Here is a 17,807-nt window from a genome sequence, read left to right on the forward strand (position 1 = left end):
GTCCTGATGGACATAGACCGTCTACAAACCGTCAACGATGTCCTGATGGTTCTCCCGTATTGCGTATTGCGAATTGCGAATTGCGGGCCGAGCGAAGCGAGGCCCCTCTACCCTTCCGTTCCCCCCGTGAAGTGCCAGCTGGCGAGACGCATCGACGGGGCCCGCACGAAGCCGGCTCCGAACTCGGAGTCCGCGTATCGGGTGTCGTCGCCGAGGCCGAGCACGTTGCCGTCCCCGAGGGCCGCCACGAACGATTGGGTGAAACGGAGGCCGGTGAGCGCCCCGGTGATCTTGCCGTTCTCGATCATGAAGGTGCCGTTGCGGGTAAGCCCGGTGACCACCTGAGTCTTCGGGTCGAGGATCCGGCAGTAGTTGAAGGTTGCGACGTAGATGCCCCGGTCGACCGCGGCGATCAAATCCTCCACGCTCTCACTGCCTCCGCCGACGACGAGGTCGGCGGCCACCGGCCCCCACACCGCGCTTTGCGGGTGTGCGTGCCCGGTCGATTCGGCGCCTGCCGTCTTGGCGCTGCGCCGGTCGTGGGCCACTCCCGAAGTGACCCCATTTGCCACCAACTCGAGCTGACGCTTGGGCGTCCCCTCGGTGTCGAAGGGCACTCCCAGGCCACCCTTCGACAGCGGATCGTCGGTGATCATGATCCGCGGGCCGAACTGCGCCTTGCCGAGCTCCACGAAGGACTGGCCCTCGTTGACGGCCTTGCCGGAGAAGCCATAGACGGAGAGGAAGATCACGATCGACGCCACGCACTCCGGCGACAGCACCACTTCGTAGTCGCCGGGCTTGGTGTCGTACGCGTTCATTCCCATCCGGGCGCGTTCGGCTGCCAGAGTGCCGGCGGCGCCACCGTCGATGTCACCGATGGATACAGAAGTCTGGTGGGCTGAACCGGCACTCTCGCCGGTCTGGTGGATGCCATCGATCGAAGCCCGGGTGTCGTCGGCGGTGGCCTCCTGGCCCGCCGAGTTGACGAACGACCGCTCGTTGAACGAGGTGTCGCAGTACCCGGCCGCGCTCAGGCCCTCGCCCGCATCGATGAAGTCACGCACCAGTGAGGCCCGCTGCTCCGGGACCACGTCGGTGGTGCCGGGATCGACATGGCGGATCTTGGGCACCTTCGCCTTTGGCGCGATCCCGGGCCACTCCTCGTCTCGAGGCTGCAACGACGCTGCTTCGAGCGCACCGTCGACCAACCGCTTCAAGGAGGCGTCATCGACCCGATTGCCCTGCAGCGCGGCAACCCGCCCATCGGCCGCGACCCGCAACCACACCTCGACCGTGTCCTCGCTGACGTTCTGGTGGATGAACGAGTTGGCGAACCGGGTGAGCGCCTGCCGGCCGGTCGTGGCGACCGCCTCGGCCTCGGCGCGATCGCCCACCATTTCGATGACCCGCCGGGCGATGTCGAGTGATTTGGTCATCCCCGCACCCCCACTCTCACGGTGCCGAACCGGCCGGGGCTTGCGCTGTGACCGGTGTGGGCCACCTGCATCGGCTGACCCTTGCCACAGTTCGGAGTGCCCCAGTGCACCCACTCCGATTCACCGGCGAGCATGTCGAGCTGCGCCCAGAACTTCGGCGTGATGCCGGTGTAGGTCGGGTTCTTGATCATCTTTCCCCGCTTCCCATTCTTGATCTCCCAGCCGATCTCGCAACCGAACTGGAAGTTGAGCCGCTTGTCGTCGATCGACCACGAGCGGTTCGTCGACATGAGGATTCCGTCCTCGGTCTCGGCGATCATCTCGTCGAGCGAGGAGTCACCGGGGAGCAGCCCCACGTTGGTCATCCGCACCATCGGCAGACGATTGAACCCGTCGGCCCGCACCATCCCGCCCGGGGGAAGGGACGCGATCGACGCCGAATCACGGCCCGAAAGCACGCCCACCCAAATTCCCTCGTCCACGATCGCAACCCGCTGTGCCGGAGTCCCTTCGTCGTCGTAACCGAAGCTCCCGAGCGCCCCGGGCAGGGTGGCGTCGGCGGTGATGTTCATCAAGGGCGACCCATACTTGTGGGTGCCCAGCTTCGGCAGTTCGAGGTGCGAGGTGCCGGCGAATGCCGCCTCCCACCCGAGGATGCGGTCGAGTTCGATGGCATGGCCCACCGACTCGTGGATCTGCAGTGCCAACTGGCTCCCCTCGAGAATCAGGGTCTCCTCGCCTTCGGGACAATCGGCGGCGCCAAGGAGCGCGGCGGCCTCCTCGGCGATGCGGCCGGCGTTGGCGGCGAAGTCCCAGCGGCGGATCACCTCGTACCCGCCGGTCTCGTACTGGCCGAACGACTGCGGGTAGGACCGTCGCTGGGTTTCGGCCTCGCCCACCGCGGTGGCGGCGAAGCCACCGCCCGTCTCGACGAGGTGCTGGCTGATGCGATGGCCCTGCGAGGAGACGAACCACTTACGGGTGTCCCACGCACCGAGGGAGCCGCGGGCGAGTCGAATCTGATCGACGGCCTGCATCGTCTCGGTGACCCCGACGAGGAGGTCGACCTTCTCGGATAGGGAAACATCGAGGGAGGGCTCCTGATGCGGTGTCTCGTAGTTCGCCTGAACGACAGGGACATCGGCGAGAGGCATCGGGTCGCCAGGCGCGACAGCCGACGCCCTGGCGATCTGCGCGGCGCGCTCACCGGCATGGCGGAGCGCTGCGTCGGAGGTATCCGGGGTCGCGAAGAAGCCCCACGAGGATCCGACCAGAGCCCTGACCCCGACACCGGCGGATTCGTTGCGGTCGACGCTCTGAACCCGCCCATTGAGGACCTCGATGGCCTCCCCCCGGCCCTCGACGAACCGCGCATCGGCGTATTTGGCGCCGGCGGCCAGTGCCCCCTCGACTGCCTTCTCAGCTAGCTCGAACAAGTGGACTCCCTTCGGAGAATCAAGTAGCAGGAATCAAGAATCACAGTCCGGTTCTGGTGTCTGCGATCAACTCATCCACCACGTCACGCAAGGCCTCCTTGGGCTCTTTGCCTGACTCCAGGGAAGCACGGTAGATCGCCAATTGACGGTCCGCGCTGGTTCCGGTGACCACTATCCCGCGGGCACTATCGACAGCATCGGCGCAGCCGAGTTCGATCGCATCCTGGTGCACCAGGCCGATGATCTCCTCGACCAGGTCGGCATACGGCACCAGCTCCCCCTTGCCGAAGTCCATCAGACTCGCCTCGACGCCATAGCGCTGGGCCCTCCAGGTGTTCTCCGAGACCAGCATGTCGGCGTAGGCACGCCACCGCTGATTCTCGGACCGCCGGCGGAACAGCATCGCCAGGAGCGACTGGAACAGGGCAGCAATGGCGATGCCATCCTCGATCCGGGTACAGACATCGGCGATCCTCATCTCGATGGTCGGATACCGGGCCGAGGGGCGGACGTCCCACCACAACTTGGTGGCATCCTCGATGAGCCCGGCGTCGACGAGCACGGCAACGTGCCGCTCGTACTCCGCCCAGGACGAGAATTGCTCGGGGAGGCCAGTGCGGGGCAGCGAGTAGAAGACGCTCATCCGATACGACTTGAGCCCGGTCTCGACGCCATGCCAGAACGGGGACGACGTGCTCATGGCCAGTAGGTGCGGCAGAAAGTACGTCACTTGATTCATGAGGTCGAGCCGCAACTCACGGTCCTCGATCCCCACATGTACGTGCATTCCGCAGATGACCAGCCGCCGCACCACCACCTGCAGGTCGCGCGCCATCGTGAGATACCGATCAGCCTCGGTGACCTGCTGGTCGGCCCAGTCGGCGAAGGGGTGGGTGGATGCGGCGATGAAGGCGATGCCGTGGCGGTCGACCACCTCGCACAGGGCGGCGCGGAGCCGCAGCAGGTCGGCCCGAGCGGTCGGCACGTCGGCACAGACTGCGGTCCCCACCTCGAGCTGCGCACGAAGGAATTCCGGGCTCACCTGGCTCCCGAGCACCTTGCGGCAATCTTCCAGCACCTGCTCCGGGGGGTTGCGCAAGAGATCCCTCGTCTCCGGATCGACGAGGAGGTACTCCTCTTCGATGCCGATGCTGAACGCGGGACGGCGGCGGGGCATGGTGCGGAACGATACCCACCAGTGCCTGCGGTTAACGATGCGGCCCGCATTTCGGTAGCGTTCGCCCATGACCGATCGCACAGCTCTTGACCGCATTGCCGACTGGGTCCAGGCGGAAGAAGATCTCACCCTCGACGACCACGGTCGAATCGTCGTCGGTGACGAGATGATCATCGAGGTCGAAACGGACGAAGACCGCCTGCTGCTGACCCATCGCTCGCTGGAACCGGTGGCCACCCCCGAGCGGATCGCCGAGCTGCGATCACTACTTCCCGGGCGGGCCACGACGATGACCGGCGAGGTCGCGCCAGTCGAGTCGGGCACGGCCGTCCACTTGACCAATCGCGTATACCTGGACGGCCTGAATCACCAGACGTTTGCGACCGCCCTCCGCGATCTGGTTGGGGCGGTCGACGCCCTGGCGATCGATCACACGCCCCACGAACCGGCCGAGCCGGTTGTGGCGAAGTCGACGGCCGAGGTACCGATGGAGCCCGAGCCGACCCGCGTGATGGATCCGGTGTGGATCGCGACGCACGCCGTGCCGGCGGGGGGGATGCCCGCATGGCCCGAGCCGAATCCGGAGCTCCAGCCCACCGCCATGCTCGAGGCCAGGGTCAGGTTGTCGATTGCCGAACGGCGCGGCGACTGGGCACGAGTGGTCGGATCGAACGGGTGGACCGGCTGGGTCGATGCCCGCCGAATCGCACCGCTGGCTGCCGCCGAACCTGCAGCAGTCACTCCCGCCACGGCGGGGGGTTCCAGGCCGGTGAACCCCCTGCTGCTCGCCGGCGCGTTCTTCACGGCACTGTCGGCGCTGCTGCCGTGGCTCCAGGACGGTCGCAACTCGATGGAGCTGACCCTTGGCTTTCTATGGGACTTCGAGGCCGAGGGAGCGCCGTACATCGGGTGGGTGCTGATCGGACTCGCTGCCCTCGTGCTCGGCACCGCGTTCCTCAAGCGTCCCTTGGGCCCGGCAGTGCTTCTCGGAATCCTCACCGTCGCGGTGGCAGGCCTGTTCGTGGCCCAGTTGTACCGAGCCCTCGAGCAAGGCGGCGGTGGATTCGACGATCTGAAGGAGATCGTCGGATGGGCGCCCGGGGTGACCCTCGGCGCCGGGATTTTGACTCTGATCGGCGGCACCCGATAGCCCCCCGATGACGAGCTGGGACCCGGCGCAGTACGACCGGTACGCCGGGGAACGGCTGCGGCCGGCACTCGACCTCATCGCCCGGATCCCTATCGCTCCACGATCGATCTGGGACCTCGGGTGCGGGACCGGGTCGATCACCGCGCTGCTGGCGAAGCGGTGGCCCGAAGCCACGGTTGGCGGGCTCGATTCCTCACCCACCATGCTCGGTCGGGCCCGGGAGATACCTGGCATCGAATGGCGGCTCGCCGACATCGCGTCGTGGGAACCCGAACAGCCTCCGGAACTGATCTTCTCGAATGCCGCGCTGCACTGGCTCGACGACCACGCCACGCTGCTGCCACGTCTTGCCGCGCAGGTGGCCCCCGGTGGGGTGCTCGCCGTTCAGATGCCCCGGAACTTCGACGAGCCCTCGCACGCCCTCCTCGCGGCGACGGCTGCTTCGAGCCGGTGGCGGGAGGCTGTCGGCCACTTGGTCCGCCCGGCCCCTGTTGCCGAGCCGGCCGAATACCACCACCTCCTCTCCGGTCGGTTCGCAACGCTGGACATTTGGGAGACCGTCTACTTCCAGGTCCTCGAGGGCGAGGACCCGGTCGCCGAGTGGGCTCGGGGCACCGCCGCCCGCCCCTACCTCGACGCGCTCGACGGCCACGGCGAAGAGTTCATGGAGGATTACGCGTCCCGCCTGCGCCGGGCGTACCCGCGAAGTGACGATGGAACGACACTCTTCCCATTCCGTCGGCTGTTCCTCATCGGAGTTGGCCCGATCGGCTGACGAAGCCCCCAGCGTTGATCGCGGGCATCCCTAGTGTGAACGGAGGTCATGCGCCTCCGCACCCTGCTCCGCCCGCTGCTCGCCCTCGCGCTCCTCACCGGGGCGTGCTCACGGGGCGGGCTCAGCCCCGACTCGGTTGGCACTTCCACCACTCCGGCGAACACCACGACGGCTCAAGCCAATCCCGATGACCTGGCCGCTGCGGTCGCGACGGCCGAAGGCTTCTACCTGGCAATCGGCTCGGGTGACCTCAGTGCCGCCGCGGCGTTCTCGAGCGCCTCGACCGAGGACATCTCGTCCGCGGTCGCTGCATGGAACAACGAACTCGCACTCGACTCGGCCACGTTCGAGATCGGCGCCGTTGATCTCGCCGGCGACACAGCCACAGTCGAAGTGACGGTGTTCCTCCGCTCGGCGTCGTTCGGCGAATGGGAGTACACCACGACCGCCGCCCTCACCCGGACGGTCGGGTGGCAGATCGACTGGTCTCCGGGGGCGCTCCATCCGGATCTCGAAGCCGGTGATCGGCTGGAGGTGGTCGCCGAGTGGCCCCGGCGCGGGGCGATTCTGGCGGGCGACGGCGTGCCCCTGGCTTATCAGGGCCCGGTCCACGTGATCGGCGTCGTCCCCCAATGGATCGAGGATCTGGACGAGGTCACCCAACTGTTGGAGGTGCTCGCCGGTATCCCTCCGTCCGCGGTCGTCGCGGAGATCGAACGGCCTGGCGTCCAACCGGACTGGTTCCTGCCGGTGGGGACCATCGATGCGGCGAGAGTCGGTGATGCAGCCACCCTTGCCGCGACGCCGGGGGTCATCCTTCAGGACGGGGTCGCCCGAATCCTGCCGTCGGGCGATCTCGCCGATCACATCGTCGGCAAGGTGGCACCCATCACCCTCGACCAACTGACCGCGTGGGGCCGGCCCTACAAAGTCGGGGACTTGGTGGGCCGCTCCGGACTCGAGTTGGCGCTCGAACCCGTCCTCGCCGGATCCCCCGACCTGCGGGTGGTCAGGATCAACCGATACGGTCGCGAGGTGGCGGAGCTACTTCTTGTCGCCGGCCGCCCCGCAGCCGATGTGAGAACCACCCTCGATCTCCGAGCGCAGCGACTCACTGAACGAGCCATCGCCCGCGTCGAACTTCCGGCAGCGATCGTGCTGGTCGACGTTGCCACCGGCGGAGTGGTCGCTTCGGCCAGCAGCCCCGACGACGGGATCGACCGTGCCCTGTTTGGCCTCTACCCACCGGGCTCCTCCTTCAAGGTGGTCACCGCGGCGGCTCTGCTGGCCACCGGACTCACTCCGGGCTCCCCGGTCGAGTGCCCGGCCGAGGTGTTCGTGGGCGGGCTCCGGATTGGCAACGCAGGGGACCTCGACCTGGGAAGCATCGACCTCCAGACCGCCCTGGCCGAGTCCTGTAACACCACCTTCGCCGCAATGGCGGCGGACTTGTTGGCGGGCGGAGCGCTGGCAGCGACGGCCCGGGGCTCGTTCGGATTCGACACCGGATACGAGGTAGGACTCCCCGCAGCAACCTCCCGCTTCCCCGATCCCGCCGACTCCGCCGAACTCGGTGCCCAGGCAATGGGCCAGGGCCGGGTGCTGGTGACCCCGATCCATCAGGCGTCCGTCGCCGCCGCCGTCGCCGGTTCCGGGTGGCTCGCTCCGACGCTGCTGGCCGACCTCGCCGGCCGAGTGCGGATACCGCTCGATGCGACGGTGCAAGCGAGTCTGGCGTCGATGATGCGGCTCTCGGTCTCCGACGGCACCGCCCAGCAGGCAGACGTGCCGGGACGCCAGGTTGCGGGAAAGACCGGGTCAGCCGAGTTCGACGACACCGGATCGACCCACGCCTGGTTCATCGGCTTCTGGGACGACTACGCCATCGCGGTGGTCGTCGAGGGAGGCGGTTCAGGGGGGCAAGTGGCAGCACCGATCGCCGCCGAACTGATCGAGCTACTCGGGGACTGACGCCGGGTTCGCTCACCCCCTAAGGTCGGCGGCATGCCATCCACCTCCGACTCGTTCTATTCGGCCATCCGGTCGCTCCGGGTGGTGCGAGCCTTTCGGCCCGACCCGATTCCCGGTGAAGTGCTCGATGAGATTCTCGAGGCGGGGCGCTGGACCGGTTCATCGAAGAACCGGCAGGGTTGGGCATTCATCGTCGTCGTAGACGAACGCGACCGTCTGGCATCGGCCGGAAGCTTCACCGACCCCATCCGCTCCTCGGTGGCCACCATCGCCCTGGTCCGCACCGATGAGGGGAACGACTTCGACATTGGCCGGATCGCCCAGAACCTGATGCTGGCGGCCGCCTCTCGCGGAATCGGGTCCTGCCCCATCACGCTTCACGACACGGCCCGGGCACGCGAGGTGCTCGGAATTCCGTCGGAGGCCGAATGCCGTTATGCCATCGCCCTCGGCTATCCCGATGAGGAACGCGAGCGCGCCGTGCGAGCTGAGCGGCGGGCGCAGGGGTTCACGGGAAGAAAACCCATCGAGCAGATCGTGCATCGTGAGGTGTGGGGAAGCTAGGCAGGCCTCTCAACCTCTTCGAACCGACACCATTTCGGCGACGATCGACACGGCTATCTCCTCCGGGGTGACCCCTCCGATGCCCAGGCCGACCGGGCCGTGGATTCGATCGATGTCCTCTTTGGAGAAGCCTTCCGTCGACAAGCGCTCGATCCGGGCGATGTGAGTTCGCATCGATCCGAGGGCCCCGATGTAGCGGGCGGGGGTACGAAGCAGGGCGGGCATCAGCTCGGCCTCGAACCGTGCCTCGTGCAGCAGTGAGACCACATAGGTCGCCGCGTCAGGGGCCCACTCCGCAAGCAATTCGCCCGGCCAACCGACCTTCACCGCAATGGCTGCCGGAAAGCGCGACTCCCGGGCAAAGGCGGGCCGGGGGTCACCCACCTGGATTTCGAAGCCGACCATGGCAGCCATCGCACACAACGCCTCGGCGATTGGCCCGGCGCCGAACACGAGGAGCCGAGGGGGCGGAGAGATCGCTTCGACAAAGAACTCCCCCGTCTCGGTGGTGACAGTGCCCGACCGACCCCGGCCTAGAAGGTCGACGGCTCGAACCTTGACTTCGTCGGGGATCTCGAACCTGCCCGCCAGTACTTCCCCGGACGCGCTCAGCAGCACGCGATCGCCGCTCGCGAGGCCCGTGACCAGCGCGCCCGCCCGGCGATGCTCCAGCAGGTCGCGGGCGGCGTCGAGCGGGTCGATCACCAACGTTCGACGAGCACCCGGATCGTCCCCCCACATGCCAGACCAACCTCGAAGGCCTCTTCGTCGGTGATGCCGTAGGTGAGCACCCTGGGTTCTCCGCTCCGAGCTACGTGTTCCGCCTGCGCAATGACGTCGCTCTCGACACAGCCCCCACTCACCGATCCCGCCACCTCTCCATCGCCGGCCATGAGCATTCGGGATCCCGGCGGACGAGGCGCGGTGCCTTCGACCGAAATCACCGTGGCCGACACGACAGACCTCCCCTCTGCCCGCCACCGATCACGGGTGGCGAGATCTGCAAGAAGACTCATTGCCGAAGAGTACGCCTCCGCACGCCGGGAGCCCCCGACAACGCCGATCTCACCCGCCGCCCTAGTCTCTGCCTCCACCCCTCCCATCGCTGGTTCAAATGCGCCGAGCACCCCACGACCTCTTCGACTCCCGGCACAGCCGACGGTTCAAGCGTCGGCGCAACTGGGGACAGGTCATTTCACGCTCGCTGATCGGGGCACTGGTTGTGATCGTCCTGGTGGGTGGCTGGGTCATCTTGCGCAACGCCTTCGCCACCGACGAAGTCCACCTTCGGGTCATCAGCGCCGACCAGCAGCCCATCGCCGGGGCAGTGATCGTCGCCGACAACGGGCGCGAGGCCGTCACTTCCGAGGGAGGACTCGCCACTCTCGCCTTCGAGGCGCCGGCAACGCTCACCGTCACGGCTCGCGGCCACCAGAGCGCGACCTATCCGGTCGACGTGATCCCACCCCAGGGGGCCATTTCCCTGCAGATGTACCCACGGGTGTTGCAGGGGCGGGTCACCGACGTCAACGGAATCGGGCTACCGGGAGCGACCGTCGTACTCGGAGACCAGGCGGTCACTGCGGGTGAGTTTGGCAGCTTCGAGATCGTGGCGGCGGAGCCAGGGATCGTCAGGGCGGAGAAGGCGGCGTGGACTCCGACCGAGGAGGAGTGGGGTGGCCAGCGAACCCGCCTCGACCTGGTGCTCGAGCCCTTCATGGTCAAGGGGCTTCGGGTGTTCTACGACGCCGCCGGCGACGCCGAGGCGTTCGCCGAGATACTCCGCATCGCCGAGACCACCGCCGTCAACGCTCTCATCTTCGACACCAAAGAGGAGAAGGGTTGGGTGCTCTATGACTCGGCGGTCCCCTTCGCCCGTGAAGCAGGCGCGATCGAGGTCAGGTACGACGTCCGTGACGTGCTGGCGCAGGCCAAGGAGCGGGGCCTGTACGCCATCACCCGGATCGTGGTGTTCCAGGACCCATACGCCACCGTCCTCAACGCCGACGCGGCCATCAAGGACAGCGAGACCGGGAGTGCGTGGACGACGGTCCAGGGCTTCGGATGGATGGACCCGACCAACCGCGACTCGTGGCAGTACCCGATCGACCTCGCCATCGAGGCGTGCCAGTTGGGTTTCGACGAGATCCAGTTCGACTACGTCCGGTTTCCATCCGATGGCGACATCTCGACGGCTCGCTACTCGATCGACTCGCCGAATGCCGACACCCGGGTGGAGACCATCGCTGCATTCTTGGGGGAAGCCCGTGACCAGATCCACGAGGAAGGTTGCGCGGTGTCTGCGGACATCTTCGCAATCGTGCTCTCGGTCTTCGACGACCAGGGCATCGGCCAGCGGGTCGAAGAGCTGTCCTGGACGGTCGATGCGATCAGCCCGATGATCTACCCCAGCCACTACGGCCCCGGCTGGCTCAACCTCGACAATCCCAACGACTACCCCGCCGAGGTCGTCGGACAGGCCCTCCGGGCCGGCATGCCCCGCCTCGAAGGTGGGGCGCTGATGCGACCCTGGCTACAGGCCTTCTCGTGGGATGCCTCCCAGGTGCTCGAAAGCATCCTCACCGCCGAAGAATCGACCAACGGCTGGATGCTGTGGAACTCGATCAGTGACTTCGTGGTGGAGGGGATACCTGAGGAGTGAGGGCTCGCGGGGCCTCGCCTGCGATACGCAATACGCGATACGCAATTCGACAGATCGCGTCCACCGCTGAGTTTGAAACTCCCGCCTCCGGAACGTCTAACTCCCAGCTCAGGGGAAAACCGCCCTCCTTCGTATTGCGTATCGCGAATTGCGAATCGCGCTCTACAGAGGAAGCGTCATTCCTTCGTACGCGGCGTCTACGGGGGTGAAGAGGCGACGGGCCTCGGCGCGCATCGCATCGATCTCGTCGTCATCGCGGTCGGGATCATGGCTCGTCAATATCAACCGACCCACCCCGGCGGCGCGGGCTGCAGTCGCGGCCTGCTCCCAATCACTGTGACCCCAGCCCTTCTTGGTCGCCAGGTGCTCCTCGGGGGTGTATTGCGCATCGTGGAACATCACGTCGGCGCCGGACGCGAAATCGGTGATCGCCTCGTCCAACTCGGCGCTGTCTCCCGCCTCGTGATCCGTGACGATGACGATGGTCCGCTCCGCCTCGAGACGATAGGCCACCGTCATCTGCGGGTGGCTGACCCCGATGTGAGTCACCTTGACCGGCCCGAGCTTCATCGAATCTTCGAGGAGGTGGATGCTCACTCCCGTCGCCTTGTCGACAGGCACCGGCCACCACGGCGGTCTCATCACGTCGCCAAGTGCCTCTGCCGGTGTCTTTGCCTCGCAGGCGGGGCCGTAGAGGTCCACCCGAACGCTCGGGTCGTACACCGCGCCGAACGTCGGCAAGCCCTGGATGTGGTCCCAGTGGTAGTGGGTCAGGAGGACCGTGAAGCGCTTCGGGCCTTCCTGCTTGCGCACCAGATTCTGCAGGTTCCGCAGACCGGTGCCGGCGTCGATCACCAGGTAATGCCCGGGTTCGACCTCGACGTAGTAGCAGGTGGTGTTTCCCCCGTACCGCCGGTACTCGGGACCCGAGACGCACATTGAGCCGCGGCAACCACCGACCGTGAGGGTGAGGGTCATCGTGAGACGCGTCCGGTCTGCTCAGGGCGTGCCTGAGTGCGCAGGGTCGAACCCGGCGAGAGACATGACCGGGGTTTCAGTCGCTCAGCGCCTTCTCGGTACCGCTGAGCCGGGTGGCCAACTCGTTCATGATCTTCATGCCGATATCGGGATGAGTGCTCAGAATGGCGCGCAAGTCCCACTGGGTGATCACGAGGCACTTTGCCTTCGTGAGTGCGACCACGTCGGCGGTGCGCGGCGTGTCCTCGAGCAGCAGTGCCATCTCGCCGAAATAGTCCCCGGTCGCGAGATCGGCCACGGCGACGCCGCCCTTGCGAACCTGCGCGGTCCCTTCGAGGAGCAGATAGAAGCCGAGGCCCGGATCGCCTTCGCGGATGATGACTTCGCCAGGTTCGAATGTCCGCTCCTTTGCGGTCACCATCACGCTCGCCAGCTCCTTTTCGGTGCAGGCGCTGAACAGCCCCGTCTGCTTCAGCAACTCGATACCCATAACCCTCCACCTTCTAGTGAGCGCACACGATATCCGAACCGAGCGGGCGAGTTTTCGATCAAGCGTATGGGCCGGTCACCCGGGCCGACTGGAGCGGCAGCAGCGTACCCAACGATTGCGCTACCACGACGACCTGGTCACCGAACGAGAGGGTGAAGTCACTCGGAGGATTGCTGTAGGTGACGTCACCTCGCGACACGGCCATGAGGGTCGCCTGATGGTCCCGGCGCATCCGTGCCGAAAGCTCATCGATGCTGAGACCGCAATACTCGTCGGGCAGGATCACCCGGTAGAGCTCGGATCCCTCTCCGCCCGACACAATGTCGGTGACGAACTCACTGAGGCCCGGGTACATCGCCGTACGGGCGAGGAGCCTCGACGCCAGTCGCGAAGTGACCAGCACCTCATCGACATGGGTCCGTTCGAAGTGGGTCACATGCCTGGGGTTGTTCACCTCGGCCACCGTACGCACATTCGGGGCCATCGTCTCGATGGCCAGCACGACCAGGATCGATCGCATGTCGGCGGCGTCCGACGCGTCGCTCGGGCAGATGATCGCGGCCGAGGCGTGAGCGACTCCGGCGCGCTCGAGGTCCTCGGAGTTGGTTGCATCGCCCCGTACGAAGTAGATGCCCTCCCCGGCCGGACTCCTCTCCGAGTCGTGCAAGAGGACGATCTTCACTCCGTACTCGTCAGACCGGAGCTCTTCGATGAGGTCGCGCGCCGTCGTGTTCCATCCGCAGACCACGATGTGGCCCTCATATCCCGAAGCACCCATGCCCTGACCCTCCTTCATGAGAAAGTCGATGACCACTCCGACGACGGCGCCCGTAACCGTGACGAGCACTCCGACACCGAAGATCGCCAGCATCCAATGGATCACCCACCCGGTGGGGGTCGACACGTACGAGATGTCGCCCGCGTCGAGAATCGTCATCACCGACCAGTAGAACGATCGGCCGAACTCCGAGAGCGTGGCCTCCTTCTCGACCAGTGTCACCCCGATGGTGGCGAGGAGGACGACGATCAGGCTCGTAATTAGGAGCGGCCTGACCACCTTTCCGCCGAACTGCCCGCGAATCCGCCGGTAGTGCCACCGCAACCGCTTGAACAAGTCCGTGCCTCCGGTTGAACGTGGAGGATAGGGAGGAAGTCTCCAATCTCCAGTCGCCAGTTTCCAGCAGGCGGGCCTTTCGCCATCCGCCATCCGCCATCCGCCATCCGCAAGAGCACTCAAGCGCTCGCGGTTTGCTCTCCGGCCGCTGCCAGGGCCGTTCGCCCCTGGTAGGGACGGGGCGAAAGCGACATTGTCGGGCTGAGAGGATGTTCGGCGGGAGCGCGGGTCCGACCCGACACAGCGCCCCCTCCTGTGAGTGGTGGATCCCCTCCCGCCGCATCCTCAACAACCAGCTGCCAGCCACGGCTCCAGCACCAGCCAGCAGCCCCAACTCCAACCCGCGGGCATCCGCATCCACTCGGCTATCCGGGTTTCGCCTTTCGCCTTTCGCCCTTCCTTGCCAACCTGCCCCTTCCGCACTCCCCCGGACTACCTTCAATTCATGACCGCCGAGCGGTACCGCAACCTGGTCGACGCGGCGATGGGGCGCCACCGGTGGATCTTGTGCGCCGACGTCGCCGCGGCGTTCACCCCGGCTGTCAAGGAGATGCGCGAGAAGGGGGCACCCCGACCGCTGTTGCTCTGCGGAGGCAAAGGGACGGGTGATCTCCCCACCGGGGACGATTGCGAGATGGTGATCCTCGGAACGAAGGGCGACACGATGATGGGCGGGATCCGTGCCTACCACGCCGCCCTGCGTGACCTCCCCGGCTGGGCGATGGATCGGATCGATGCGTGGGACCCCACTGGCGAGGCTCGGGTGCTGGCGTCATTTCTCGACAACGACTTCGAGATCGGTGGCCGCCCCGCCTGGGGGGGACGTCCCGAAGCGTGGATCGCCCTCGATGACAAGACGACGGTTGGCGAGATTTGGCGAGGAGCCGAAGTGGACGCCGCCCCGGCGGAAGCCGTCGCCGCGGATGCGGCCGCGCTTGTCGACGCCTCCTGCCGACTCCAGGGCGCGTTGGGCTCGGTGTGGGCCGGCGACAACCGGGAGGGCTGGCACGGCGGGGCGGAGTACACCCGATACATCGCCGATCCCGAAGACGCATCTGCGGCCGTGGCGTTCTTTCAAGCCCACTGCGACAAGGCCCGTGTCATGCCCTTCCTCGAAGGCGTGCCGTGTTCGATCCACGGGATGGTGTTCCCCGACCGGGTGGCAGCCTTTCGTCCCGTCGAGATGGTGGTGTTCCGTGCCCCGGGTTCGGACATGTTTCGCTACGCCTCGGTGGCCACCTCGTGGGATCCCCCGGCCGAAATGCGGGAGGAAATGAGGGCGGCCGCGCGGCGGGTCGGCAGCCATCTGCGCGACCTCGTCGGCTTCCGAGGGGTGTTCACCGTCGACGGCGTGGCGACGGCAGATGGCTTCCTGCCGACGGAACTCAACCCTCGCTTCGGCGCAGGGCTCGGTCCGGTGGCCCGCGCCGCAGACATGCCGCTCTTGGGAATCAGCCGGCTGCTGATCGCCGGGGAAACCGACGGCCTCGATCCCGCCGAGATCGAGCAGATCTCAGTGGAGGGGGGCGATGCCAAACGGCATCTTGGCGGATTCACCATGGTTTCGATGGCCATCGACGAAACGGTGGAGAGCCGGGGAAACTGGGACGGCGCACAGTTGACCATCCTCGACGGCGAAGGCGGCAACGCCACATTGCTCAGGGGGCCCGCGTCGGCCGGAGGGATGGTCCGCTTCACGCTCGACCCCGACCACGTCGTCGCCGGAACCCAGGCTGCACCCGTCGTGATGCAAGCCTTCCGGGCCACCGACGAGAAATGGGCCACCGGGATCGGGGAACTGATACCAGGGGTCCCGCCCGCATAGCGGACGGGACCAGTCGCCAGTCTCCGGTCCCCAGCAGGAAACGCGGCCGAGGCCCGGTTCCCTGGTCTTACTGGAGACTGGCGACTGGCGACTGGTGACTTGGTTCAAACTTTGCGGTGAAGTGCCGCAGCCACGGCGCCTGTTCGGTGATCCGATATCCACCGAGGGAAGGCGCCCGCTTGGCGACCGAGAGGACGACTTCGGCCACGTAGTCGATGTGGCTCTGGGTATAGGTGCGCCGCGGGATCGCCAACCGAACCAACTCCATGGTGGCAGGCGTCTCGCTGCCGTCCTCGTGGGGCACCCCGAACATCACCGAGCCGATCTCCACCCCCCGAACCCCGCCATCGCGATACAACTCGACCGCCAGTGACTGCGCCGGGTACTGGCTCGGAGGAATGTGGGGAAGCAGCGCCTTCGCGTCGATATAGATGGCGTGTCCCCCGGGGGGCCACACGATGGGAACGCCGCCGTCCCGGCACTTCTCCCCCAGGTACTCCGTGCTGCGGATGCGGTACCGGAGATAATTCTCGTCGAGCACCTCCCGCAGGCCCACCGCGATCGCCTCGAGATCGCGTCCGGCGAGACCGCCATAGGTGGGGAACCCTTCGGTGAGGATCAGGAGGTTGCGGCACTTGGCCGCCAAGTCGGGGTCGCGCATCGCCAGGAACCCGCCGATGTTGGCGATGCCATCCTTCTTCGCACTGAAGGTGACTCCGTCGACCAGGGAGAACATCTCCGCGGCGATCTGGCGCGGCGTCCTCTCGGATTGCCCATGCTCCCGGAGCTTGATGAACCACGCGTTCTCGGCGAACCGGGCCGCATCCATGAAGAACGGGATCGAATGGCGGGTGCAGATCTCGCGAATCCCCCGCAGGTTCTCGAGCGAGACCGGCTGACCACCACCCGAGTTGTTGGTCACGGTCACCATCACCAGCGGGATCCGCTCCGCCCCGATTTCCCCGATGGTGCGCTCGAGCTCGGCAAGATCCATGTTTCCCTTGAACGGGTGATCGAGTGCGGGGTCACGTCCTTCGGCGATCACCATGTCGCGGGCCTCGGCTCCCTGGAACTCGACATTCGCTCGGGTCGTGTCGAAATGGGTGTTGTTCGGCACCACCGACTCTGGACCGGCGGTGACGGAGAACAGGATCCACTCTGCCGCGCGTCCCTGATGGACCGGGATCACCTCCGGAAGCCCGGTAAGCCCCTCGACTTCCTCGGCGAACCGGTAATACGAGCGGCTACCGGCGTAGGACTCGTCGCCCACCATCATCCCCGCCCACTGATCAGCCGACATCGACCCGGTGCCCGAGTCGGTGAGCAGGTCGATGATCACCTCGTCGGCGTGCAACCCGAACAGGTTGTATCCCGCCCGTTGCAGCGCGGCCTCTCGCTCCTCGGTGGTAGGGAACGCGATCGCCTGGACACTGTGAATCCGAAAGGGCTCGATGATGGTGCGGTAGGGCACGGGGGTCCTCACTGCTTGGTGAGAAGGACGGTAATGCGCCCAGGCGATGGGCCTCGCTTCGCTCGGCCGCAATACGCAATACGCAATACGCCGAGTTATCGCACTCGAGAGGACCAGGTCGATTCTTGCGGAAGGCGGATGGCGGAAGGCGGTTGGCGATCTGCTGGAGGCTGGCGGCTGGAGGCTGGCGGCTCATTACCCTCCCCCCTATGACGCGCACCGTGATCGCAGTGTTCGGGGCCTCGGCAGCGCGGCCGGGGGACGGCGACTATGAGCAGGGAATCGCATGTGGGCGACTGCTCGCTGAATCTGGGTACGCGGTGGCCACGGGCGGATACGGCGGGCTGATGGAGGCGGTATCGCGGGGCGCCCACGAGGTGGGCGGGCGGGTACTGGGCGTCACCGCCCCGCAGGTCTTTCCGGACCGACCCGGAGCCAACCCGTTCGTGAGCGAGGAGTCCCAAGCGGCTCACCTCATGGAACGAATCCACGAACTGACCAACGTGTCGTCGGGAAGCATCACCCTTCCCGGCAGCCTCGGCACCCTCGCCGAACTGGTCCTTGCGTGGAACCTCGCCTACGTCGCTCGATTCAGCGGAGGTCTACCCAAGCCGGTCGTGGTCGTGGGAGCGCGCTGGGCCCACATGGTCGAGACGATCGTCGAACAGCTGGGCGCCGACACCGATTTGATCACCCCCGCCGAGCACGTCGAGGCAGCAGTGTCAGAGATCAAACGCAGGGTGCCTGCGGAGTAA

The 17,807-nt window shown here is 66.4% G+C and carries 16 protein-coding genes; 7 read left to right on the forward strand and 9 right to left on the reverse strand.

The window, feature by feature from the left end; translation table 11 throughout:
• Positions 1-107 precede the first annotated feature (107 nt).
• From WD184_01955 to WD184_01965, 3 genes are read right to left on the reverse strand one after another with little or no spacing between them, the layout of a single operon-like run.
• Complete coding sequence (locus WD184_01955; GenBank protein ID MEX0825512.1) at positions 108-1,439, reverse strand: TldD/PmbA family protein; 1,332 nt, start codon at positions 1,437-1,439, stop codon at positions 108-110.
• Positions 1,436-2,875 carry a TldD/PmbA family protein gene (locus WD184_01960; GenBank protein MEX0825513.1) on the reverse strand — a complete coding sequence of 480 codons (1,440 nt, stop codon included), beginning with the start codon at positions 2,873-2,875 and terminating at the stop codon, positions 1,436-1,438. Before WD184_01960 ends, WD184_01955 begins: the two co-directional genes overlap by 4 nt.
• Positions 2,876-2,915: 40 nt before the next feature.
• On the reverse strand, positions 2,916-4,052 hold the full coding sequence (locus tag WD184_01965) for a carboxylate-amine ligase (protein ID MEX0825514.1): 1,137 nt from the start codon (positions 4,050-4,052) through the stop codon (positions 2,916-2,918).
• Positions 4,053-4,119: 67 nt separating this feature from the next.
• Between WD184_01965 and WD184_01970 the strand changes: the two genes are divergently transcribed.
• The 4 genes from WD184_01970 to WD184_01985 are packed head-to-tail and all read left to right on the forward strand — an operon-like array spanning position 4,120 to position 8,512.
• Entirely contained in the window at positions 4,120-5,202 is a 1,083-nt protein-coding gene (locus tag WD184_01970) for a hypothetical protein (GenBank protein MEX0825515.1), read from the forward strand.
• A 7-nt stretch (positions 5,203-5,209) separates the two neighbouring features.
• Positions 5,210-5,977, forward strand: coding sequence for a methyltransferase domain-containing protein (locus tag WD184_01975; protein MEX0825516.1), 768 nt, complete (start codon positions 5,210-5,212; stop codon positions 5,975-5,977).
• 48 nt (positions 5,978-6,025) lie between these two features.
• The gene (locus WD184_01980) at positions 6,026-7,948 is read left to right on the forward strand and encodes a penicillin-binding transpeptidase domain-containing protein (protein ID MEX0825517.1); all 1,923 of its coding nucleotides are present in this window, start codon (positions 6,026-6,028) and stop codon (positions 7,946-7,948) included.
• A 33-nt stretch (positions 7,949-7,981) separates the two neighbouring features.
• A complete protein-coding gene (locus WD184_01985) occupies positions 7,982-8,512 on the forward strand; it encodes a nitroreductase (protein MEX0825518.1) in 531 nt (176 codons plus the stop codon).
• A gap of 9 nt (positions 8,513-8,521) precedes the next feature.
• Here the strand turns inward: WD184_01985 and WD184_01990 are convergent, their stop codons facing one another.
• Both WD184_01990 and WD184_01995 read right to left on the reverse strand, forming a co-directional pair.
• Positions 8,522-9,217 carry an XdhC family protein gene (locus tag WD184_01990; GenBank protein ID MEX0825519.1) on the reverse strand — a complete coding sequence of 232 codons (696 nt, stop codon included), beginning with the start codon at positions 9,215-9,217 and terminating at the stop codon, positions 8,522-8,524.
• A complete protein-coding gene (locus WD184_01995; protein ID MEX0825520.1) occupies positions 9,214-9,528 on the reverse strand; it encodes an XdhC family protein in 315 nt (104 codons plus the stop codon). Before WD184_01995 ends, WD184_01990 begins: the two co-directional genes overlap by 4 nt.
• A 98-nt stretch (positions 9,529-9,626) precedes the next feature.
• Between WD184_01995 and WD184_02000 the strand changes: the two genes are divergently transcribed.
• Entirely contained in the window at positions 9,627-11,174 is a 1,548-nt protein-coding gene (locus tag WD184_02000) for a putative glycoside hydrolase (GenBank protein ID MEX0825521.1), read from the forward strand.
• Between the two features lie 162 nt (positions 11,175-11,336).
• On the opposite strand, the gene WD184_02005 is transcribed toward WD184_02000, so the two are convergent.
• From WD184_02005 to WD184_02015, 3 genes are all read right to left on the reverse strand, one after another.
• Positions 11,337-12,152: an MBL fold metallo-hydrolase gene (locus WD184_02005; protein MEX0825522.1), complete on the reverse strand. Its 816-nt coding sequence runs from the start codon at positions 12,150-12,152 to the stop codon at positions 11,337-11,339.
• Positions 12,153-12,228: 76 nt separating this feature from the next.
• On the reverse strand, positions 12,229-12,642 hold the full coding sequence (locus WD184_02010; protein ID MEX0825523.1) for a cyclic nucleotide-binding domain-containing protein: 414 nt from the start codon (positions 12,640-12,642) through the stop codon (positions 12,229-12,231).
• A gap of 58 nt (positions 12,643-12,700) precedes the next feature.
• The gene (locus WD184_02015) at positions 12,701-13,756 is read right to left on the reverse strand and encodes an NAD-binding protein (protein ID MEX0825524.1); all 1,056 of its coding nucleotides are present in this window, start codon (positions 13,754-13,756) and stop codon (positions 12,701-12,703) included.
• Between the two features lie 445 nt (positions 13,757-14,201).
• Between WD184_02015 and WD184_02020 the strand changes: the two genes are divergently transcribed.
• Complete coding sequence (locus WD184_02020) at positions 14,202-15,581, forward strand: hypothetical protein (GenBank protein ID MEX0825525.1); 1,380 nt, start codon at positions 14,202-14,204, stop codon at positions 15,579-15,581.
• A 67-nt stretch (positions 15,582-15,648) separates the two neighbouring features.
• On the opposite strand, the gene WD184_02025 is transcribed toward WD184_02020, so the two are convergent.
• Complete coding sequence (locus tag WD184_02025) at positions 15,649-17,052, reverse strand: tryptophanase (GenBank protein ID MEX0825526.1); 1,404 nt, start codon at positions 17,050-17,052, stop codon at positions 15,649-15,651.
• Positions 17,053-17,261: 209 nt separating this feature from the next.
• On the opposite strand from WD184_02025, the gene WD184_02030 reads away from it, so the two are divergent.
• Positions 17,262-17,807: an LOG family protein gene (locus WD184_02030; GenBank protein MEX0825527.1), complete on the forward strand. Its 546-nt coding sequence runs from the start codon at positions 17,262-17,264 to the stop codon at positions 17,805-17,807.

The organism is Acidimicrobiia bacterium (genome assembly GCA_040878325.1).
Lineage (GTDB): Bacteria > Actinomycetota > Acidimicrobiia > Spongiisociales > UBA11373 > JAUYIV01.

Bases quoted from the DNA above. Each gene is read 5' to 3' on its own strand.
- WD184_01955 (MEX0825512.1), bottom strand. From the start codon at position 1,439: ATGACCAAATCACTCGACATCGCCCGGCGGGTCATCGAAATGGTGGGC.
- WD184_01980 (MEX0825517.1), top strand. From the start codon at position 6,026: ATGCGCCTCCGCACCCTGCTCCGCCCGCTGCTCGCCCTCGCGCTCCTC.
- WD184_01965 (MEX0825514.1), bottom strand. From the start codon at position 4,052: ATGCCCCGCCGCCGTCCCGCGTTCAGCATCGGCATCGAAGAGGAGTAC.
- WD184_02020 (MEX0825525.1), top strand. From the start codon at position 14,202: ATGACCGCCGAGCGGTACCGCAACCTGGTCGACGCGGCGATGGGGCGC.
- WD184_01970 (MEX0825515.1), top strand. From the start codon at position 4,120: ATGACCGATCGCACAGCTCTTGACCGCATTGCCGACTGGGTCCAGGCG.
- WD184_02030 (MEX0825527.1), top strand. From the start codon at position 17,262: ATGACGCGCACCGTGATCGCAGTGTTCGGGGCCTCGGCAGCGCGGCCG.
- WD184_01975 (MEX0825516.1), top strand. From the start codon at position 5,210: ATGACGAGCTGGGACCCGGCGCAGTACGACCGGTACGCCGGGGAACGG.
- WD184_02000 (MEX0825521.1), top strand. From the start codon at position 9,627: ATGCGCCGAGCACCCCACGACCTCTTCGACTCCCGGCACAGCCGACGG.
- WD184_01995 (MEX0825520.1), bottom strand. From the start codon at position 9,528: ATGAGTCTTCTTGCAGATCTCGCCACCCGTGATCGGTGGCGGGCAGAG.
- WD184_02005 (MEX0825522.1), bottom strand. From the start codon at position 12,152: ATGACCCTCACCCTCACGGTCGGTGGTTGCCGCGGCTCAATGTGCGTC.
- WD184_01985 (MEX0825518.1), top strand. From the start codon at position 7,982: ATGCCATCCACCTCCGACTCGTTCTATTCGGCCATCCGGTCGCTCCGG.
- WD184_02010 (MEX0825523.1), bottom strand. From the start codon at position 12,642: ATGGGTATCGAGTTGCTGAAGCAGACGGGGCTGTTCAGCGCCTGCACC.